Raw genomic sequence first — 20,032 nt, 5'->3', positions numbered from 1 at the left:
CGCTCAGGAAGCGGGAACGCTGTCGAACGTCTTCGGCACGGTCAGCCACGTCGCCCGGCTGACCGGCCAGAAGACGGTGAAAGCCCGGCCCACGACCGAATCCGCCGGGATCGTCGCCTCCTGAATGTTCTGGCTGGTCCGCCAGTGCTCCAGGGAATCGGCGGAGGCCTCGCGATGGTCACCCATCACCCAGATCCGGTCACTGGGCACGGTGATGTCGAACGGCGCACCGGCAGCCTCGTTGGACACCCCATCGGCATCCTTGTAGATGTACGGCTCCACGAGCGCATGACCGTTGACCGTGATGCGCTGCTCGGCGTCACAGCACTGCACCCGGTCGCCACCGACGCCGATGATCCGCTTGATGAAGTCCTCGCCCTCGTCGCCGCTCTGCCACTGCTTCGGCGCCCTGAACACGATGACCTCACCGCGCCGAGGGTCACGGAAGTCGTAGACGAGCTTGTTCACCAGCACCTTGTCGTCAATATTGAGCGTGTGCTCCATCGACGGCGACGGTATGAAGAAGGTCTGCAGCACGAACGCTCGCATGAGGACAGCAACAAGAATCGCCACCCCGACAAGAATCGGCAGCTCCCGCCAGAACGACCCCTGCCGCTTCTCGATCTGCTCCTCAACCACACCCGGAGCGTACGCGCCCCACGCTCGGCCACGCTCCCAGCCGTCAACTGATCTTCTCGGAGCGTCAGGGGACCAGGACGAGTTTGCCGCGGTGGCCCGGTTCGGTGAGGGCGCGGTGGGCGTCGGCGATGCGCTGCAGCGGAAAGATCGTGTCCACGACGGGCCGGACCGAGCCGGCGGCGACGAATCCCGCGAGATCGTCGAGGAGGCGGGCGTCCGGGTAGCTGCTGAACGTGCGGACGCGTTGCTCGCCGAAGATGGCCGAGGCGGCGATCGCGGTCATGGCCTTCGCTGAGCCGAAGTTGACGGTGACCATGCGGCCGCCACGCTTGAGGCGGCGGCGGTAGGCGAGCAGGTCCGCGCCGACGGTGTCCAGGATGACGTCGGCGGGCTCGAGATCGGCCGGCACCACCGTCCGGTAGTCGATGACCTCGTGCGCGCCCAGTTCCGCCACGAAATCGAGGTCACGGCTGCCGGCCAGAGCGACCACGTGGGCGCCCAGCGCGACCGCGAGCTGCACGGCGACCATCCCCACAGTGCCGGCCGCACCCCGGATCAGCACCCGTTCGCCGGGGCGGACGTGGGTCATGTCGCGCAGGGCCGTCAGCGCCGTCGTGCCCGAGGTGACCAGGGCGGCGGCTTCGGTCCAGGTCAGCGTGGACGGCATCGGGGCGATCCGGTCCGCGGGCACCACGGCGTATTCCGCGGCGGCTCCGGTGACGTGGCCTGACTTGGGGGAGACCATGCCCCAGACGGGCGTACCCGTGGCAAGGTCTGTCCCGGCGAAGTCGAGGCCGACGCCGAGCGGGAACTTGCGGCCGGTCACGATCTTCAGGGTGCCGCTGCGGACCACCGCGTCGTGCCAGTTGACCGCCGAGGCCTCGATCTTCACGAGCACCTCGCCGGGGCCTGCCGTGGGCCGCGGCACCGACGCCATCTCCAGGACCTCCGGGCCGCCGTAGCGCTGGAACTGTGCTGCCGTCATCTGCTGCATGAAAACCGCCCTCAAGTAGTTATGTGAACGGCACTAACATAGCAGCAATGTTAGAGTCGTCAACATGGCGGAGCGGAAGACGTATCACCACGGGGCGCTGCGGCAGGCGCTGATCGACGGGGCGAAGGAGATCCTCGCCGAGAGCGGGCACGAGCAGTTCAGCCTCAACGAGGTCGCCCGTCGTGCCGGGGTCAGCACGGCCGCGCCCTACCGGCACTTCACCAACCGCGACGACCTGCTGAGCGCCGTGGCCGAGGAGGGGTACCAGACCCTCGCCGTCGATCTCGAAAAGGCCACCGGGCTCGTGGGTCTCGGCGGTGCCTACGTGCGGTTCGCGCACGAGCATCCGGGGCTGTTCGTCACGATGTTCCGCAGCCGCCCGGGCGGTGAGGCCTCCGCGGCGGGCGAGGCCGCGTTCGGGACGCTGCTACGTGCGGTCCTCGCCGCGCAGGAGAGCGGCGCGATCCCCGCGTACGCGTCGCCGGAGCTCACCGCCCGCTCGATCTGGGCCACGCTGCACGGCCTCGCGGTGCTCCACCTGCAGCGCCCGCACGAGCGTTACGGCCTGGGCGGCGAGCCGGAAGAACTCGCCACGACCACCCTGTCGGCGTTGCTGGGCGTCAAGCCTGAGTGATCATCGAGTGCAGGCGGGTGAGCGCGGTGGCGGTGTCCGCGGCGGCGGGGCGCAGGAGCAGCATCCGCTGGCGGGAGAGCGGGCTGAGCATCACGACGCAGTCCAGGTCGAGGCGGCCGACCCGCTCGTCGTGGACCTCTTTCGTCGCGCAGTGCAGCACCGACACCTCGTGGTCGCTCCACATCGCCGCGAACTCGTCGCTGGCCTTGCTCAGCTCCGCGACCAGGGTGGCGGTCGCGGGATCGCCGTCGCGGCGGGCGACGATCGTGCGCAGGTCGGCGACGTACGCCCGCCCGGTCTGCTCGTGCTGCTCCTCGGGTTCCAGCTTGAGCCGCCACGCCGGTGACGTGAACCACCGCCACACCAGGTTCGGCTCGAAGCCGGGCCGCCCGGCGAACTGCCCGAACAGGGCGACGTTGAGCGTGTTCTGGGCGACCACGGTGCCGAGCTCGTCGGAGATGAACCCCGGTGTGGTCGCGGCGACCGCGTCGAGGACGCAGAGCAGGCCCGGGTCGACGTACCCGTCGGGTTCGGGTTGCAGCGGCGCGGCCTGACCGGCGAGGCGGTAGAGGTGTTCGCGCTGGTCACCGGTCAGTTGCAGGGCGCGGGACAGGCCACCGAGGACGGCAGCCGACGGTTTCGGCCCGCGGCCCTGCTCGATGCGCTCGTAGTAGACCGGGGACATGCTCGCCAGGGTCGCCACCTCGTCGCGGCGCAGGCCGGGGGTGCGCCGCCGCCCGATGACGGCGATGCCCGCCGCCGCGGGTGCCAGTGATTCGCGGCGGTGCCGGAGAAAATCCCCCAGCTGGTCGAGGCTCATCGCCCTACTTTAACGATCACCTCGGCGAGCTCCTCCGGCGCGGACAGGAACGGCGAGTGCGAGGTGGCCAGCTCGACGACCGTCGTGGGCGCGACGGACACCGCGTCGATCTCCTCGACGAAGCGGCGTTGCAGGGCGGCCGGGACGGCGCGGTCGCCGGTGCACACGATGTAGGTGTGCGGCACGGATCCGTACCGTGCGGGGGTGATCGGGAAGGTCTCGCCCGGGATGCCGGCGGGGCCGTCCGGGGTGAGCAGGGCGATCGCCGCCTCGGCCGTCGGCTCGTCGACGTCGTGGTAGAAAGCGTCCCGGGCGGCGGCGTGCCCGGCCGGGTCACCCGGGTCCAGCCGCAGGGCCCCGACCACGGCCGGGTCGGCGCGCAGCAGGGCGCCGACCTTTTCGCCCTCGTTCTCCGGGCTCGCGATGTAGTCGGCGGCCGGGACCCCGCTGACCGGCGCGAACGCGGCGAGATACACCAGCTCGGCGAAGAGCTCGGGGGCCAGCTCCGCCGCGGCGGTGGCGACGACCCCGCCCATGCTGTGCGCGACCACGACGCACGGCCGTCCGTTGCCGGCCAGGCGGATCTGCGCGACCAGGTCGGCCGCCGCGGACGACGCGGTCACACCGGCCGACGGCGCGGGCTCGGTCGCGAAGGCCGCCGGGTCGAAGGGCCGGGACCATCGGGAGCGCGGCGAGCGTGCCTTCAGGCCGTGACCATCAAGGTCAACAGCGATGGAGGGTACGCCCGAAGCCGCCAACTGTCCCGTCAGCCGGCTCCAGCACCAGCTTCCGTGCCACATGCCGTGCACCAGGATGACCGGGTTCTGTTCGTTCATGATCAGAACGTAGATTCCGGGCCGGCCGGTAACCACGCACAATCAGTACGGGTCACCGGGACCACGCCGCCCACAACGTTGCGTAGTGGCCCCCGCGCGCGAGCAGCTCGTCGTGCGTACCCGTCTCCGCGATCCTGCCGTCGGTCAGGACCGCGATGGCGTCGCAGGCACGGGCCTGGGTCAGCCGGTGCGCCACCACGATCGCGGTGCGTCCGGCGATCAGGGCCGACGCCGCTTCCTCGAGGTCACGGGCGCCCGCACTGCCCGCCTCGGCGGTGGCCTCGTCGAGGATGATCACGGGTGGGTCGCGCAGGGCGAGGCGGGCCAGGGCGAGCTGCTGGATCTGCGCGGCGGTCAGCGGGTGCTCGCCGGGCCCGACCAGCGTGTCCAGGCCCGACGGCAGTGCCTTCACCCAGGTGTCCGCGCGTACGGCCCGCAGCGCCGCGAATATCTGATCGTCACCGCACGGCCCCTTCGCCGCGAACGTGACATCGTCGCGCAGCGTCCCCGTGAACACATACGTCTCCTGCGAGACGACCCCGACCCAGTCACGCAGCGTTCCCGCGTCGAGGTCCTGAATGCCGGTCCCGTCCAGCGTCAGCGTGCCGGCCGTCGCGGGGAACGTCCCGGCCACCAGGTTCGCCAGGGTCGTCTTCCCGGCCCCGCTGCCGCCGACGAGCGCGAGCGACGTACCCGCCGGCACGTCGAGGTCGATGCCCTGGAGCACCACCGGCCCCTCGCCGTACGCGTGCCGCACCCCGCTCACCGCGACCGCAACGGATCGCCCGGGAGCGGCCCGGATCCCCGGCGCGGGCGGCGCCACGAGAAGCACCCCCGCGGTCCGGGCCAGCGAAGCCTGCGCACGCTGCACGTCGTCGAAGGAGAGCAGCAGCTCACCCAGCGGCGAGAACAGCCGGTGGAACAACAGCGCGGCAGCCGTCACCGCACCGACCGTGACGACGTCCGTGCGGACCAGCCACCACCCGGTCAGCAGCACCGCGGACAGCCCGGCCGCCTCGGCCGCGTTCATCGACTTGCTGAACCAGAGATAGCTGCGGGCCGCGCGCAGAGCCACGGTCAGGTTGTCCTGCGAGGCCGCCGCGAGCCGCCGCGTCTGCAGCGCCGCCATTCCGTACGCGTGGACGGTGGACCTGCCGTGCAACGACTCCAGCATGACCCGTCCCCGTTCGGCGGCCAGCCCGCGCTCCGTGGCGTAGAGCCGCGCCGCCCGGGGCAGGTAGGCCCGCAGGCTGAACCCGTAGATCGGGAACACCACGACAAAAGCCAGCGCCAGCCGCCAGTCCAGCGCGAGGAACCCCACCGCGGACAGCACCACGGTGACACCCGCGCTCAGGACCTGCGCCACCACCGGAACGGCGGCGACGAAGTCCTCCAGATCCTCGGTCACCCGGGACGACACCTCGCCGCCACCGACGTTCTCCAGCAGCGCCGGTGGCAGCCCGAGCGTGCGCTCCACGACCCTCTCGCGCAGGTCCGCCGCGATCAGTGACCCGAGCCGCTCATTGCCGCGCAGGGCCAGCGCGGTGCAGACCGCCCCGGCCAGGACCGCCGCGGCCAGAACAACGATCAATCCATACGGGTACGCACCCCCGCCCCGAACCGCGTCCACCAACCGCCCCAGCACCAACGGCACGGCGACGGTGGCGGCGGCCCCGAGCCCGGTCCACCCGAACGCGAGCCGGGCCGCCCCGGGATGAGCCCGAACAGTCTCCCCGAGCACCGCAAAACTTTCTCGCGCGGTGGCGATGGGCAGCGTGGGGATGCTGGTCGTCATCGCAGCGCCGCCCCGGCGTAGCCGGCGTCCCCGGCCAGCCGTGCATGCGTATCCAGCACCGGTGGCCCGTCGCCGGGGAAGAACACCACCCGGTCGCAACGGGCGAGCAACGGCGGCGAGGAACAGACGACAACCGTGGTGCCACCGCCACCCGCACCCGCATTGGCCTCGTCCCGGCGCAGTGCGGCCAGCCCCTCGGCCACCGCGTCCTCGGTGACGGCGTCCACCGCGGTGAGCGGGTCGCGCAGCACCAGCACCGGCGGCCGGGCGGCGAGTGCGCGGGCCAGCGCGACCCGTTGCCGCTGCCCACCGGAGAGGTTCACGCCACCGTCGAGAAGCGCGGTGCTCACCTCCGCCGCCTGCGCCGCGGCGAGAGCCCGGGAAGGGTCCCCACCCCGGCCGGTGTCGAGCGCCTCCGCCAGGCTCCGTCCGAACAGGTGCACCGCGTGCGGCTCCACGAGCACCCCCGGACCCCGCAGCGACTCGATCACGGAGTCCGTGACCTCCGGCCGCACGCTGACAACACCGAGCAACTCACCCACCCGCACCTCGACCTCGAGCCCCCCACCCCGAAGCCACAGACCCGCACCCACCGCACCGTCCCCAGCTCCCGCCGGCGCCGGATCCGCCGTGTCCGCTGTACCCGGCCGTTCCGCTGTACCCGGCCGTTCCGCCGGGCCTGACCGTTCCGCCGGGCCTGATTGTTCCGCCGGGTCCGCGCGGTCCAGCAGAGCGGCGACCCGGGCGGCGCCGGCGCGGGCGATGGCGGCGAGTTTGATGCCCGCGGTGAGACGCTGGACCGGTTCGCCGGCGAAGGAGGCCATGGCGACCACGGTGATGAGCTCGCCGATCGTGATCCGCCCGGAGAGCGTCATCGCCCCCGCGGCGGCAGCGGTTCCCACCAGCACGATTCCCGTGGCGACCTGCCCGGCACCCTCCACCGCGGCCGTCGCCGTGGCGCCCCGCAGTGCGGCGTCCAGCGACTCCCTGCTCGCCCGGCGATAGCGCCGGACCGCTTGCGGGACACCACCGAAGCCCCGCAACGGCCGCAACCCGTGCACAAGCTCGGCAGCCAGCGCGGCGGCCAGCCCGGAGCTCTGCTGCCGGGCGGCGATCCGGCGTTCCACCAGGGGACTGATCCGGTCGATCCCCATGGTGAGCACGGGTACGCCCACGGCGATGCCGATCCCGAGCCAGGGGTCGACGCCCAGCAGCACCACCACCGTCACGATCACGGCGGCGGCTCCCGAGACCACGTTCACCACCGCGCGCATGACGTCCGCGGTGGCCTTGGCGTCAGAGACGAGGACGTTGGCGAGGTCCCCGGAGCGGCGGCCCGCGCCCGGGTGCGGATCGGTGAGGATCGCGGCGGTCGCGCGTACCCGCAGATCGTGGGCCTCGGCGGCGGAAGCCGCGGTGAGCTGCCAGAAGGTGGTGCCGCCGCCGCTCGCCAGGATGGTGAACAGCACCAGGATCGCGCCGACCGCGATCAGGATCGAGGTGGCGGACCCGCCGTTCACCGCGCGGTCGACGGCCAGGCCGATGGCCAGGGGGACCAGCGCCTCGCAGATCTGGTGCCCGGTCGACGCCGCGCAGGCCAGGGCGAGCGGGCGGGCCCGGCGCCGCAGCACGCCGGTGAGGAGGGATCGCATGCCCTCAGACGCTAGGAACGATGCGGCGGGTCCTCCAACGCTTCGGCCGGATCCGGATCGTCCGTGAACTGGGCGAGCAGGGCGGCACCCGCGGGCTCGAGCTCGTAGAGCACGTGCCGGCCGGTGCGCGACCGCGTGACAGCCCCCGTCTCCAGCAGCGAGCTGAGCTGCTCGGAGACCGTGCTGGGGGACAGGCCCAGCGTGGCGGCGAGCGCGGTGGTCGTCGCCGGCTCGGTCAGGGCCCGCAGCACCCCGGCCCGCCCGGGCCCGATCAGCTGGGCCAGCCGGTCCCGCGCGGGGCGCACCGGTTTGCGGGCCAGCACCGCCGCGCCCCGGGCCTGATAGGTCACCATCAGGATCTCGGGATGATCCGTGGACACGCTCGGCCGGTCCTGCGCGAGGATCAGCGGCACCAGCAGCAGCCGCTTGTCGTGCGCGGGCAGCACCGACTCGCGCCGCTTCGGCAGGGACAGCACCGGCCGGTCCCAGCGCGCCACCCAGCGCAGCCCGGTCAGCACCGCCTCGGGGCCGTGCGCGGCGAGCGTACGCGCCCGGAGCAGCACTTCCTCGTCCAGCGCGGCCCGCATCACCGGCCAGTACGGCGCGAGCGCCCCCGCCCAGAACGCCAGCATGGCGTCGGCGAGGAGGGTGAACGCGCGCTCCCCGTCGTACATATAGGGCTCCAGAAAGCTCGGAAGCCCTTCGGGGTAGTGCGTGGTGAACTGCTCCTCGACGGTCTCGTGCGGGGTGGCGCGGAGCTGCTCCACCTGCTCGGCCAGCGCAGGGCGGGCCCCGATCGGCACGTGCGTGAAGAGATCCGGCGTCCTGCGGGCGTGCTCGGCGCCGTAGAGCTCGGCGTAGACCCGCAACGGCGCGGTCTCCGGGACATCCCGCAGGACCTTACGGGCACGATCGACCCATTCCGTGTACGGCCAGGGCGCCCGCTCGTTCGCCCGTTCGCGATGCACCAGCTCGAGCCCGGCGACCAGCTCGTTGAGCGGGCTGATCGCGATCCGGGTGCGGTCGAGCGTCGACTCGCCGAGCTGGATTCGGATCACTCACTCACCTTTTCATTCTCCGCGGAAGATCGGCTCGCGGCGTTGCAGGCTCGCGGCGATGCCCTCGGCGCTGTCCCGGGTCTGCCACAGCTTCGCCTGCTCGGCCAGCTCGTGCTCCATCGCTGCGCGGGCCCGCTGCGGCAGGTCGCCCCGCAGGCTTTCCCGCATCGACCGTACGGCCAGAGGTGCCGCCGCCGCGAACGACCGCGCCCACTCCATCGCGGTCTCCCGAACCGTGCCCGGAGCAGCCAGCCGATCGGCGAGCCCCGCGGCGACCGCTTCCTCCCCACCGACCCGCCGTCCGGTGAACAGCATGTCCCCGGCCAGCTGCGGCCCCACCAGCCGCGGCAGCGTCACACTGAGCCCGAACCCCTGCGGGAACCCCAGCCGCGCGAAGTTCGCGACGAACCGCGTGGACGCCTCCGCCACCCGGAAATCCGCCGCACAGGCCAGCCCCAGCCCGCCACCGACGGCCGTACCCTGCACCGCCGCGATCACCGGCACCCGCACTTCGAACAACGGCGCCGCCCGCCGGTACAACCGCCCGGCCGCAGCCGCCGGATCGCCCGCGAAGTCCGCCGTGGCGAAGTCGGCGCCGGCACAGAAATGCCTACCCTGCGACGCCAGCACGATGACCCGGCACCCCGGATCGTCCCCGAGGCCGCCCATCACCTCGACAAGCCCACCGACGAGCCCCTCGTCGAAATGGTTGTTCGGCGCCCGCCGGATCTCCACCAGCGCCATACCCGCCTCGACCGAAACCGCCAACTCGTCGCTGTGCGCCACAGATCCCTCTCTCGTCAGCCGGCCAATTCCGCTGATCGATCTTCACACGCGAAGCAGATCCGGGACCCGCCGGGACATCTTCCGGCGGTGCTGGTGGTGAGAGCGGTCCCGCCCGTACCGTGCGACGACCTGGGCCAGGTAGAACGGCTCATCCCGCATACGAGTCGAGGCACCGATGGAAAGCATCACCAAGAACCGGCAGTCCCTGGACACCCTGCGCGCCATGATCGACAGGGCGTACGGCCCGGACCAGGTCCCCGAGGACGGCGACCGGGTGCAGGAGCTGGGACACGGCTGGTTCAACGTGGCCTACCGGATCCGGCTGCGGGACGGCGCCGAGGTGGTGCTCAAGATCGCGCCGCCGCCGCATATCGAGGTGATGACGTACGAGCGCGGGGCGATGGGGATCGAGCTGGCATCGCTGCGGCTCATCGCCGAACGCACCGGCGTGCCGGTCCCGCGCGTCGACTACGCCGACCGCAGCCACGAACTCTGCGACGCCGACTGGTTCTTCATGCCCTATATCGACGCGGACAACTTCGGCATCGTCAAGGACAGCCTGACCGCCGCCGAGCTCGACGCGTACAACGAGGCGCTCGGCGCGGCGAACCGCGAGCTCAACAGCATCCGCGGCGGCGCTTTCGGCCCCCTCGCAGGGCCCGGCGACCCGACCTGGCGGGCGTGCTTCACCCGCATGATCGGCGACGTCCTCGCCGACGGGCAACGCCGGTCCGTCGGCATCGGCTACGACTACGAGCTGATCCGCGACGTGATCGCCGGGAACCAGGACTGCCTGGACGAGGTGACCGAGCCCCGGTTCGTCGAGTGGGACCTGTGGGACAGCAACGTCATGATCCGCGACGGGAAGATCATCGCGATCATCGACCATGAACGCGCGTTCTACGGCGACCCGCTCATGGAGGCCGGCTTCACCGCTGTCGATCTGCCCGCGTTCGGCGACCCCGCGGCGTTCCTGCGCGGGTACGGCCACGCAAGACTCACCACCGGTGACCGGCAGCGCCGCAGGCTCTACACCCTCTACCTGGTCCTCATCATGATCATCGAGACCGACTACCGCGGCCACACCGACACCGGGCAGTACGACTGGGCCCGCGAACGCCTGCACGAGGTCATGGCTCTGTTCGGCCGGGAATCCCGCTGAGCCGCTCCACCCGCCGGCCCCCGGCCGAGACCACGGCGATGCTCGGCAGCCGCCCGATCGGGCGGCTGCTGTGGCACGCCTGCTCCCAGACCACGCTGTCGGTCGGCGTCTACGGCATCTACGCCCTGACCAACGCGTGGTTCGTCGCCCGCGGCGTCGGCACCGACGCCATGGCCGCCGTCAACCTCGCCGCCCCGGTTCTGCTCCTCCTCGGCGCTGTCTCCACCACCGTCGGAGCCGGCGGCGCGTCGCTGGTCTCCCGGCGTCTCGGCGCCGGCGATCCGGCCGGCGCGGCCCGCGCCACCGGCAACGCCTTCGTCGTCTTCTGGCTGACCGCCGCCCTGATCACCGTCACCGGCCTGCTCGCCGTCGAGCCGCTGCTCACCGCGCTCGGTGCCGATCCCGCGACCCGCGGCCTCACCCGCGACTACACGATCGTGCTGCTCTGCGGGGCCCTCGTCTCGACCGGCTTCTCCAGCCTGGTCCGCGCCGAGGGCCGGCTGCGGTTCTCCACCCTGCTGTGGGTTGTCCCGGTCCTGGTCCAGATCACCCTCGACCCGCTGCTGATCTTCGGACTCGGCTGGGGCGTTCGTGGCGCGGCCCTCGGCACCGTCGTCGGTCAAGCGGTCTCCGCGGCGATGAGCATCTGGTTCTTCTTCCTGCAACGCGACCGGCCCTACCGCATCGCCCGGGCCGACCTGCGCCCCCACGGCCCGACCCTGCGCGCCCTGATCGGCGTCGGTGCCCCGTCCTTCCTGGCCGGCTTCGGTACGACCCTGGTCGCCGTACTGGTCAACAACACCCTGTCGCACGCCGGCGGCGCCACCGCGCTGGCCGCCTACGCCGTCTGCGCCCGGATCCAGACGTTCGTCATGATGCCGCAACTGGGCATCAGCCAGGGCCTGCAACCCATCGTCGGATACAACGCCGGGCGCGGCCTGCACCACCGGGTGGCGCGCGCCAGGACCCTGGCTCTGGGTGCCACCGTCAGCTACGGCGCAGTCGCGGCAGTCGCGGTCATCGTGGGCGCGGACGCCCTCGTGACGCTGTTCCTGCCCGGCGGCGACGCCGCGACGACCACTCAGCAGGCTCTGCGCATCATCGCCGCCGGGTTCGTCGCTGCCGGGGTCACACCCCTGATATCGGCATACAGCCAGGCGATCGGCCGGCCGGCGATCTCCTACGCCATCTCCATCGGCACACTGGTCGTCATCAAGGCGCCCCTGGTGATCTCGCTCGCTCACCTCGGAGCAACAGGCGTCTGGATCGCCCTGGCCCTGGGCGAAATCCTCTCCGCACTGGCCGCGGTCGTCCTCCTGCGCCGGCTGCGGCCCGGCCGGGAGCGCCCCCACTGACCAACCCTTCCGCGGGCGGCGGGCTGCGGCTGCGAGTTGCGGCTGCGAGTTGCGGCTGCGAGTTGCGGGCGGGAGCAAATGTCCGTTCCTGTTACCTTCTGTTGACATGCCGCATACATTTGCGTCAATGTGTGTGGCATGCGCCGATCATCTCTGAGGCCACTTCTGCTGGTTGTCATGCTGGCCATCTCGGTCCTCGCCGTGCCGTCGAGCCCCGCGGGGGCGGCCACTGTGCACGGTCTGAAGGGCGAATACTTCCGCATGTCCGCGCCGGGGGCGCGGGACTTCGCCGAGCTCGGCGGGGTGCTGCTGGATCCGAACATCGACCTGCCCGGGCTGGCCGGCACGTTTGAGTCGCTGACCGGGCGCACCGAGCACACGACCGCGCGCTGGACCGGGAAGATCACCGCGCCGGCGACCGGGGACTACACGTTCTCGATGGTCGGGGACAACGGGTTCCGGTTCCTGATCGACGATGCCGCGGTGATCGATCACTGGGTCGGGGACTGGGATGTCGAGCAGACCAGCAGTCCGGTGCATCTGGTGGCCGGTGAGGCTCATGACGTACGCATAGAGATGTTCCAGGATGTCGGCGGCGCGAACCTGTTCCTGCGGTGGGCCGGGGCCGGGATCGCCAGGCAGCTCGTGCCGGAGTCGGCGTTCACCCCGCCGGACGGGTTCCAGGTGTACCCGGTGGACTTCTCCGTCGACCGGGCCGGGACGAAGGTCGTCGCCGATTTCGAGGGCGCGATTGACAACGTTGGACAAGCGGCGCAGCACCTGGTTGTCGAGGCGGACACCACGCCGATGCCGATCAAGTCCGTGCGGGTCGCCGGGGACAAGCTCGTCATCACACTGAGCGAGCCGGTGCAGAAGGGCCAGCGTGTGCGGGTCTCGTACGACGGGAATGGTGGTCTGATCGTCGGCGGCGCAGCCGTGCCGCAGGTCATCCGGACCGCGACGAACGCCTCCACCCACCGCCTCACCACGACGTGGGGCGACAAGGTCAACCCCGCCAGGCCACTGCAGGAATACCCCAGGCCCCAGCAGGTACGCAAGGACTGGCTGAACCTCAACGGACAGTGGGAGTTCGCCGGGGCGGGCGCGGCGCAGCAACCGGTCTTCGGCAGGGCGCTCGGTGAGCGGATCACCGTGCCGTTCCCGATGGAGTCGCTGCTGTCCGGTGTGGAGCGCCACGAGGACCACTCGTTCTACCGCAAGCTCGTGTCGATCCCGCAGAACTGGTCGGGCAAGCGGCTGAAACTGAACTTCGGCGCGGTCGACTACCAGGCGAAGGTGTGGGTCAACGGCACCCTGGTCGCCGAGCACACCGGTGGCTACACGGCGTTCACCGCGGACATCACCGACGCCGTCCGGGGCCGGGGCAAGCAGGAGATCGTCGTCGCCGTCACCGACACGACCGGGCAGGACCAGCCGATCGGCAAACAGTCCACGAACCCGGGCGGCATCGTCTACACCCCGACGTCGGGCATCTGGCAGACCGTCTGGCTGGAGCCGGTGGCGCCGGTCTCGATCGACGACATCGTCACCACCCCCGACCTGGCGACGAGCTCGCTGGCCGTGACGGTCAAGTCGGCCACCGCGACCGCCGGCACCAAGGTCACCGCGACCGCACGGGACAAGAAAGGCCACAAGGTCGGCACGGTTTCCGGCGCCGTCAACACCGCGCTCCGGCTGAAGATCGCGAAGCCACACCTGTGGAGTACGGACGACCCGTACCTCTACGACCTCGACGTGACGCTGAAGAAGGACACCGTACGCAGCTACTTCGGCATGCGGTCCATCGCCGTGCAGAACGTCGGCGGTTTCCAGAAGCTCGTCCTCAACGGCAAGCCGATCTTCTCGCTCGCCACACTGGACCAGGGTTTCTGGCCCGACGGGCTCTACACCGCGCCCAGCGACGAGGCGATGCTCTTCGACCTGAAGGCGACCAAGGCGCTCGGCTTCAACGCGATCCGCAAGCACATCAAGGTGGAACCGGCCCGCTGGTACCGCCACGCCGACGAGCTGGGCCTGCTGGTCTGGCAGGACTTCGTCTCCGCGGCCATCCGCACGCCCGCGGGTCAGCAGGCCTGGCGCACCCAGGCCGACCAGGAGATGGCGCAGCTGCACAACTCCCCGGCGCTGATCGGCTGGGTCGTCTTCAACGAGGGCTGGGGCGAATGGGACCGCACCGCGACCGGCCGCATCGCCGAAGAGGTCAAGGCCGCCGACCCGAGCCGAATCGTGAACGCGCACAGCGGCGTCAACTGCTGCGACTCCAAGGGTGACTCCGGCAAGGGCGACGTCATCGACCACCACGACTACCTGAACCGCGAGGCCCCGTACCCCGACGCCACCCGGGTTGCCATGGACGGCGAGCACGGCGGCTTCACCCTGCGTACGCCCGGGCACATGTGGCCCGGCCCGCCCGCGGCCATCTACAGCGGTGTGGCTGACAAGGCGGCGCTGACCGCGAAGTACGTCGACAACACCCAGACGTACTACCTCGAGGCCGCGGGCGCCGAACTGTCCGGCTCGGTCTACACCCAGATCACCGACCTCGAAACCGAGCTCAACGGCCTGTGGACGTACGACCGCCGCGAGATCAAGGTCGACCCGGCCCCCGTACGAGCCATCAACCGCATGGTCATCCAGGCCGGCGCCGACGCGGGCAAGGACGCCACCTTCCCGGGCCGTGGTGACTGGACCCTGAACGAAGGCACCGGCACCACCGCAGCGGACAGCAGCACGGGCGGCAGCCCCCTCTCCCTGAAGGGCGACGCGAAGTGGGCCCCCGGCGTGACCGGCACGGCCCTCGCCTTCGACGGCGACGGCGACTCCGCCGAAACCGCCGGCCCGGTTGTCGACACCACCCGCGACTATTCCATCGCCTCCTGGGTCACCCTCGACAAGATCCCGGGCAACTACGCCACCGCCATCAGCCAGGACGGCCGCAAAACCGAAAGCCCCTTCTACCTCCAGTACGGCCAGGGCGCCTTCGCCTTCAGCACCCCCGGCGGCAACCGCGCCCGCCTGGCCATCACCCCCGACCTCAACCGCTGGTACCACCTCGTCGGCGTCCGCGACCACACCACCGGCCAGGTCAGGCTCTACGTCGACGGCCGACCCGCCGGTAACGCCACAGCCGGCCCCGACGTCGTCAGCACAGGCCCGCTGTCCGCCGGTCGAGCGAAGTACGCGGGGAACAAGACGGATTACTGGTCCGGCTCGATCGACCAGGTCCACGCATTCGACCATGCACTGACCGACACCGAGGTCGCCGCCCTGTACGCGGCTGAGGCCCAGCACTGACCGACACCCACAACCATCGAGAGGTCCCTTCCGCTCTGGGAGGGACTTCTCCTTGGCGTGCTGTCCTTGGCCCGCTGCCCTTGACCAGCTGCACAGGCTGGGTCCAGGGGCTCAGGGCTGGCGGCGCGAGGCCGGCGCGGTGGGCCGTGGGGTCGGCGGGCATGGTGGCACGGCGGCGGATCGGGTCGGGCTGTCCTCGGTGGTTGCTTGTCAGGGAAGCACAGTCGACGGACCGGTCCTGTATGCCTGCACCGATCTGGATCTCGCCACCGCGTGTGAGCCTGGAGGAGCGCAGGGTGAGGCTGGCGAAAGTTAACTGTTGTCGTTGATGGCGGAATGCTGCGGTTCGCTTTGGATCGGCGCAATGCTATGTGGCGACGGCTGTCAAACGCGCAACATCGTGCTTTCGCCCATCACATATTCATTATGAGGCGTGATGCTGCGTCGCTTGACGGTCACGCAGGGTGCGAGTCGCGCGGTGAAGGCTCGACGGTGCGGTGCGGTGCGGTGCGGTGCGGTGCGGTGCGGTGCGGTGCGGTGCGGTGCGGTTGGCTGGGATGCGGAATTGGGCCCCGATCGTCGCTGGGGGGCTGGCCGGACAGGTGATCCACAGGGTTGGGGTTGTGGACCACAGTGGTTCGATGGTCACACCGGCGCAACCGTGGCAGCTGCCTGTCCCTCCGCCCGCCAAGCGTAAGAAGTGGCCGATCATTGTCGGTGCGTCCGTGCTGGGAGTGCTGCTGTGCTGCGGTGGAGTTACCGCGATCGGCCTGGCTGCCGGCGACCCCGCCAAGAAGGACACCGCGGATTCGAAGCTGATCGTCGCGCCCAGCAGCGCAACGGCCGGCGCGGACACCCCCGTGCCAACGGAGACCGCGTCGCCGACGGCCAGCTCGCCGGAGTCGGAGTCGGAGCCGGTGCCGACGACGTCGAAGCCGGCGGTGACAGCCAGCCCGAAACCGAAGCCGACCACCACGAACCCGCAGCCACGCCCGACCACCCAAAAGCCGACCACCCAAAAGCCGACCACCCAAAAGCCGACCACCCAAAAGCCGACCACCCAAAAGCCGACCACGAAGAGGCCGACCACCAAGCCGAAGACCAAGAAGCCGGCCGCCGAGGTCTACTACGCGAACTGCGCCGCGGTCAGGGCGGTCGGTGCCGACCCGATCTACGCCGGTGATCCCGGCTACTCCCGCAAGCTCGACCGGGACGGCGACGGCGTGGCCTGCGAATAGCCCAGTGTGGGCTAGAGGCCGTAGCGGCTCTTGAGGTGGCGCCACCAGTCGCGGAACATCCAGGCGTCGAATTCGGTGATGCGGGTGGCGGAGCCTGCTTGCATGAGAAAGCCGCCGACGCCGGTGGGGGTCCAGTCGTAGAAGTCGTCGAGGCCCCAGGTGTGGCCCATTTCGTGCAGGAGGATGTGGATGTTGTCCGTGCTGAGGTTGGACATGTAGTACTCGCGGCCGATGCGCTGGCCCCAGTCGCCGCCGGCGCCGCCGTTGAAGCCGTCGGTCAGCCAGAGGGACTGGTCGTAGTGGTGGGTGATGCCGCCGGGGCAGGTGGGGTACTGCCCGGTCTGGTTGAAGAAGCGGCCGCACGGGGGTGCGCACTGCGGGGCGTTCTCGTTGATGTTGCCGACGTAGATGTCGACCGACGTGTCGGTCCACTGGAGTTGGGCGCGGTCGCGGACGGCCCAGCCGACGACCCGCACGGGGACGTCGGTGTAGGGCCAGCCGTTGTGGCCGGCGAGCTCGTCCATCCATTTCTTGTGCTGGCGGGCGAGGGTGGCCTGGATCTGGTCACGCTGCGCCGCGGTGACGGTCGCCGAGGAATCCCAGCGTACGCAGTAGTTGATGTACCCGCCGTTGGCCATGACCTGGTCCCAGCCGTAGTTGCGGAACCCGTACAGGTTGCCGTTGTTGTACGTGGACTCGACGTGCTGCCAGACCTCGTTCAGCGGGGTGACGAGGCCGGCGGGTGGGCTCCAGGTGGCGGGGGCGGCGTGGGCCACCCCCGCGCCGCCCGGGATCAGGAGGACTGCTGCCAGCAGGGTGAGCAGGATTCTTCGGATCGTGGTCACGTCGCGCTCCTAATCATCGACAAGCATCAATGAATGGAGAGTACGCCTACAGCTGGGCGACGCTTCCCGCGTACATATGCTCGATCTGTGAGGCGAAGTTGGTCTCCACGACCTTGCGTTTGACCTTCATCGACGGGGTGATCTCGTCGTCGTCGATGGTGAGGTCGCGGGGGAGGATCGCGAACTTCTTGACGGTCTCCCAGCGGTTCAGCTTCGTGTTGAGCTGCACGACGTAGCCCGCGATCAGCGTCTCGGTGCCGGGGTCCGCGACCACCTCGGCGTACGGTCTGCCGCCGGCCCAGGCGACGATGGACTCCTCGTCGAGGGTGACGAGCATCGTGACGAAGTTGCGGGACTGGCCGATGACCAGGACCTGGGAGGCGTACGGGCAGACGGCCTTGAACTGGTTTTCGATGGCGCTGGGGGCGATGTACTTGCCGCCCGACGTCTTGACCAGGTCTTTCTTGCGGTCGGTGATGGTGAGGTAGCCGTCGGCGTCGACGTGGCCGATGTCGCCGGTGCGCAGGAAGCCGTCGTCGGTGAACGTGTCGCGCGTGGCCTCGGGCAGGTGGTGGTAGGCGCGCATGATCGACCGGCCGCGCAGCAGTATCTCGCCGTCGGTGTCGGTCTTCACCTCGAGGTTGCCGAGGGGCTGCCCGACCGTGCCGATGCGGAACGCGCCCGGGCGGTTCACGAAGCTGACCGCGCTCGACTCGGTCAGGCCGTAGCCCTCGAGGACGGGCAGGCCCGCCGCGGCGAAGAACTCGGCAATGTCGCGGCCGAGCGGGGCCGAGCCGGAGACCAGGACGATGCCCTTACCGCCGAGGCGGCGCTGCAGTTTGCTGAACACGAGCTTCTCCGCGACGGCGTACCGTGCCCTGAGGAGCGTACCCACCGATTTGCCGGCCTGTTCCGCGGCGACCTTGCGTTTGCCGGTCGTGACGGCCCACTGGAAGATCATCGCCTTGAGCCCGCCGCCGGCGATCGCCGTGGTGACGGCCCTGTTGTAGACCTTCTCGAAGATGCGTGGGGCGGCGCACATCACCGTCGGGCGGACCACGGCGAGCATGTCGACGATCCTGTCGACCCGCCCGTCCACGTAGGTCGGCACGCCGACATGGATGACGCCGCAGAGCAGCGACTTGCCGAACGAGTGGGACAGCGGCAGCCACAGGTACTGCAGGCCGGCCGGGTCGAAGACGCCGACGCCGTCCTGCGCGACGGCCTGCCAGACCCAGCCGCCGTGGGTCAGCTCGACGCCGCGGGCGCGCCCCGTCGTCCCGGACGTGTAGATCAGGCTCGCCAGGTCGTCCGGCCCGATCGTCGCCACGATGTCCGTGATCAGGCTTGGCTCGGCCGCCAGCGCCGCCGCACCCCGGTCCTCCAGCTCGGCGAGGGTGAGCTGGGGTGGCTGCGCGGCCGGGTCGGCGGGACCGTCGATCAGCACGACATGCGTCACGGAGGTCTGCGCGCCGGAGATCTTGGCAGCGTGCGAGGCATTCTCGGCGATGAAGACCTTCGAGCCCGAATCCGCCACGATGTACGCGGCATCGTCCGGCGCGGTCGTCGGATAGACCGTGGTGGTGGCCGCGCCCGCGCAGTTCACGCCCAGGTCGGCGAGCACCCACTCCAGGCGGGTGCCCGACAGCAGCGCGACCCGGTCACCGGTCGTGACGCCGATCCCGCGCAGCCCGGCGGCGATCCGCGTTGCCCGCTCACCGGTCTGCGCCCAGGTGAGCCAGCTCAGGCCGGTGTCGTCCGGGGTCGGCACGGCGAACGCGCGCGAGCCGGGCGTGGCACGCACGCGGTGGAACAGCATCTCCGGGATCGAGGCGTACGGCGCGTAATCGTCTGTGTTCACTCGGGGTCCTCGCCTGGCGTTGATCAACTCGGTTGATTGTTGTACACCAGGCGAGGACGCCGTGCCCGGGGACTTAGATCTTGCCCGTTCCGGCGCCGCCCTCGACCAGAGCGGACACCGCCGACGCGGGTTCGAGGGTGACGGAGTACGGCGCGGCCTTGAACGAGCCGGCCTGGGTGATGACCGGCTCCTCGCCGCCGAAGTCGTTGCCCGTGGCGACCGCGAACCCGTCCAGGTCCGAGTCCTCGGTCGTCCAGACCGGGAGCTTCACGTTCACGAAGACGTTGTTCTGCACCAGGCACTGCGCGTTCATCAGGCAGTGGATGCCGCTGGTCTTGGCGTCGGTGAACAGGTTGTCGTAGAGGTGCACGGTGCCGAAGCGGACCCGCGGCAGCCGCGACGCCACGTTGTCGAACCAGTTGTGGCTGTACGTGATCCGCAGGTGACCGGTGTCCTCGGCGGCGTTGCTGTCACTGTGCCCGATGAGCGAGCCCTTCGCGTGGTCGTGCAGGTGGTTCCACGAGACCGTCACGAAGTCCGTCGCGTGGGTCAGGTCGAGCAGCCCGTCGTAGAAGTCCTTGTCGTGGCTGGTGTCGTTGAACAGCTCGTTGTGGTCGAACCAGAGGTGGTCCGACTTCTGCGCGGCGATCAGGTCGACCGGCGCCTGCGCGAACGAGATCTTCAAGTTGCGGATGATGACGTTGCTGGCTTTCTTGACGAAGAACCCGCCGCCCGTCAGCCCCGCGTCAGCGCCGACACCGACGATCGTCTTGTCGGAGGAGACCACGACCTCGTCCGTGCCGGAGCCCTTCAGCACGGTCGAGAGCTGCAGAACCTTCTTGCCGTCCGAGGCGGCCTCGGTCTTCAGCTGCGACAGCGACGTGATCTGCACGGTAGTGCCGCCCGCGCCGCCGGTGGTGCCCGCGCCGAACCCGATCGGGCTCGACTCGAACTTCCCTGTGCTGCTCTTCGTGGGCGTGGGCGTGGGCGTGGGCGTGGGCGTGGGCGTGGGCGTGGGCGTGGGCGTGGGCGTGGGCGTGGG

The 20,032-nt window shown here is 70.4% G+C and carries 16 protein-coding genes; 5 read left to right on the top strand and 11 right to left on the bottom strand.

Features of this window, described 5'->3' with window-relative positions; all coding sequences use genetic code 11:
• Positions 1 to 3: 3 nt before the first annotated feature.
• Positions 4 to 639, bottom strand: coding sequence for a signal peptidase I (gene lepB, locus Ahu01nite_RS43165; RefSeq protein ID WP_203842577.1), 636 nt, complete (start codon positions 637 to 639; stop codon positions 4 to 6).
• A 64-nt stretch (positions 640 to 703) separates the two neighbouring features.
• Positions 704 to 1,624: an NAD(P)-dependent alcohol dehydrogenase gene (locus Ahu01nite_RS43160; protein ID WP_239159606.1), complete on the bottom strand. Its 921-nt coding sequence runs from the start codon at positions 1,622 to 1,624 to the stop codon at positions 704 to 706.
• Positions 1,625 to 1,697: 73 nt separating this feature from the next.
• On the opposite strand from Ahu01nite_RS43160, the gene Ahu01nite_RS43155 reads away from it, so the two are divergent.
• Positions 1,698 to 2,267 (top strand): TetR/AcrR family transcriptional regulator, encoded by a 570-nt coding sequence (locus Ahu01nite_RS43155; RefSeq protein ID WP_203842575.1) that lies wholly within the window; start codon positions 1,698 to 1,700, stop codon positions 2,265 to 2,267.
• On the opposite strand, the gene Ahu01nite_RS43150 is transcribed toward Ahu01nite_RS43155, so the two are convergent.
• Genes Ahu01nite_RS43150 through Ahu01nite_RS43125 form a run of 6 tightly spaced genes read right to left on the bottom strand, consistent with a single transcriptional unit; the run spans position 2,254 to position 9,214 of the window.
• A complete protein-coding gene (locus Ahu01nite_RS43150; RefSeq protein WP_203842574.1) occupies positions 2,254 to 3,087 on the bottom strand; it encodes a helix-turn-helix transcriptional regulator in 834 nt (277 codons plus the stop codon). The two genes, Ahu01nite_RS43155 and Ahu01nite_RS43150, sit on opposite strands and share 14 nt — an antisense overlap.
• Complete coding sequence (locus Ahu01nite_RS43145; RefSeq protein WP_203842573.1) at positions 3,084 to 3,923, bottom strand: alpha/beta fold hydrolase; 840 nt, start codon at positions 3,921 to 3,923, stop codon at positions 3,084 to 3,086. The genes Ahu01nite_RS43150 and Ahu01nite_RS43145 overlap by 4 nt, the downstream gene beginning before the upstream one ends.
• A 52-nt stretch (positions 3,924 to 3,975) precedes the next feature.
• Positions 3,976 to 5,718 carry an ABC transporter ATP-binding protein gene (locus tag Ahu01nite_RS43140; protein ID WP_203842572.1) on the bottom strand — a complete coding sequence of 581 codons (1,743 nt, stop codon included), beginning with the start codon at positions 5,716 to 5,718 and terminating at the stop codon, positions 3,976 to 3,978.
• Entirely contained in the window at positions 5,715 to 7,370 is a 1,656-nt protein-coding gene (locus tag Ahu01nite_RS43135) for an ABC transporter transmembrane domain-containing protein (protein WP_203842571.1), read from the bottom strand. Before Ahu01nite_RS43135 ends, Ahu01nite_RS43140 begins: the two co-directional genes overlap by 4 nt.
• Before the next feature lie 11 nt (positions 7,371 to 7,381).
• On the bottom strand, positions 7,382 to 8,428 hold the full coding sequence (locus Ahu01nite_RS43130) for a helix-turn-helix domain-containing protein (protein ID WP_203842570.1): 1,047 nt from the start codon (positions 8,426 to 8,428) through the stop codon (positions 7,382 to 7,384).
• A gap of 12 nt (positions 8,429 to 8,440) precedes the next feature.
• On the bottom strand, positions 8,441 to 9,214 hold the full coding sequence (locus Ahu01nite_RS43125; protein WP_239159605.1) for an enoyl-CoA hydratase/isomerase family protein: 774 nt from the start codon (positions 9,212 to 9,214) through the stop codon (positions 8,441 to 8,443).
• Positions 9,215 to 9,389: 175 nt separating this feature from the next.
• Here Ahu01nite_RS43125 and Ahu01nite_RS43120 point away from each other — a divergent pair, with 175 nt between their 5' ends.
• The 4 genes from Ahu01nite_RS43120 to Ahu01nite_RS43105 all read left to right on the top strand — a co-directional run bounded on the left by Ahu01nite_RS43120 (position 9,390) and on the right by Ahu01nite_RS43105 (position 16,284).
• Positions 9,390 to 10,376, top strand: coding sequence for a phosphotransferase family protein (locus Ahu01nite_RS43120; protein ID WP_203842569.1), 987 nt, complete (start codon positions 9,390 to 9,392; stop codon positions 10,374 to 10,376).
• A 38-nt stretch (positions 10,377 to 10,414) separates the two neighbouring features.
• Positions 10,415 to 11,731 (top strand): MATE family efflux transporter, encoded by a 1,317-nt coding sequence (locus Ahu01nite_RS43115; protein WP_203842568.1) that lies wholly within the window; start codon positions 10,415 to 10,417, stop codon positions 11,729 to 11,731.
• Positions 11,732 to 11,908: 177 nt separating this feature from the next.
• On the top strand, positions 11,909 to 15,046 hold the full coding sequence (locus Ahu01nite_RS43110; protein WP_239159604.1) for a LamG-like jellyroll fold domain-containing protein: 3,138 nt from the start codon (positions 11,909 to 11,911) through the stop codon (positions 15,044 to 15,046).
• A 641-nt stretch (positions 15,047 to 15,687) separates the two neighbouring features.
• Positions 15,688 to 16,284 (top strand): excalibur calcium-binding domain-containing protein, encoded by a 597-nt coding sequence (locus tag Ahu01nite_RS43105; RefSeq protein WP_239159603.1) that lies wholly within the window; start codon positions 15,688 to 15,690, stop codon positions 16,282 to 16,284.
• Positions 16,285 to 16,295: 11 nt separating this feature from the next.
• On the opposite strand, the gene Ahu01nite_RS43100 is transcribed toward Ahu01nite_RS43105, so the two are convergent.
• From Ahu01nite_RS43100 to Ahu01nite_RS43090, 3 genes are all read right to left on the bottom strand, one after another.
• Positions 16,296 to 17,129 (bottom strand): hypothetical protein, encoded by an 834-nt coding sequence (locus tag Ahu01nite_RS43100; protein WP_239159602.1) that lies wholly within the window; start codon positions 17,127 to 17,129, stop codon positions 16,296 to 16,298.
• Between the two features lie 46 nt (positions 17,130 to 17,175).
• Positions 17,176 to 18,948, bottom strand: coding sequence for an AMP-dependent synthetase/ligase (locus Ahu01nite_RS43095; RefSeq protein ID WP_203842614.1), 1,773 nt, complete (start codon positions 18,946 to 18,948; stop codon positions 17,176 to 17,178).
• Positions 18,949 to 19,063: 115 nt separating this feature from the next.
• On the bottom strand, positions 19,064 to 20,032 hold a 969-nt coding region (locus Ahu01nite_RS43090; RefSeq protein ID WP_203842565.1), incomplete at its 5' end, for a pectate lyase family protein.

This window comes from Winogradskya humida, from assembly GCF_016862215.1.
Lineage (GTDB): Bacteria > Actinomycetota > Actinomycetes > Mycobacteriales > Micromonosporaceae > Actinoplanes > Actinoplanes humidus.
The sequence above is the reverse complement of the archived record's forward strand: the minus strand, read 5'-3'. Positions and strand labels throughout refer to the sequence as shown.

Excerpts from the sequence above, each read along its gene's own strand:
- Ahu01nite_RS43160 (WP_239159606.1), bottom strand. The coding sequence starts at position 1,624 with ATGACGGCAGCACAGTTCCAGCGCTACGGCGGCCCGGAGGTCCTGGAG.
- Ahu01nite_RS43155 (WP_203842575.1), top strand. The coding sequence starts at position 1,698 with ATGGCGGAGCGGAAGACGTATCACCACGGGGCGCTGCGGCAGGCGCTG.
- Ahu01nite_RS43150 (WP_203842574.1), bottom strand. The coding sequence starts at position 3,087 with ATGAGCCTCGACCAGCTGGGGGATTTTCTCCGGCACCGCCGCGAATCA.
- Ahu01nite_RS43145 (WP_203842573.1), bottom strand. The coding sequence starts at position 3,923 with ATGAACGAACAGAACCCGGTCATCCTGGTGCACGGCATGTGGCACGGA.
- Ahu01nite_RS43140 (WP_203842572.1), bottom strand. The coding sequence starts at position 5,718 with ATGACGACCAGCATCCCCACGCTGCCCATCGCCACCGCGCGAGAAAGT.
- Ahu01nite_RS43135 (WP_203842571.1), bottom strand. The coding sequence starts at position 7,370 with ATGCGATCCCTCCTCACCGGCGTGCTGCGGCGCCGGGCCCGCCCGCTC.
- Ahu01nite_RS43120 (WP_203842569.1), top strand. The coding sequence starts at position 9,390 with ATGGAAAGCATCACCAAGAACCGGCAGTCCCTGGACACCCTGCGCGCC.
- Ahu01nite_RS43115 (WP_203842568.1), top strand. The coding sequence starts at position 10,415 with ATGCTCGGCAGCCGCCCGATCGGGCGGCTGCTGTGGCACGCCTGCTCC.
- Ahu01nite_RS43110 (WP_239159604.1), top strand. The coding sequence starts at position 11,909 with ATGCTGGCCATCTCGGTCCTCGCCGTGCCGTCGAGCCCCGCGGGGGCG.
- Ahu01nite_RS43105 (WP_239159603.1), top strand. The coding sequence starts at position 15,688 with ATGGTCACACCGGCGCAACCGTGGCAGCTGCCTGTCCCTCCGCCCGCC.
- Ahu01nite_RS43095 (WP_203842614.1), bottom strand. The coding sequence starts at position 18,948 with ATGCTGTTCCACCGCGTGCGTGCCACGCCCGGCTCGCGCGCGTTCGCC.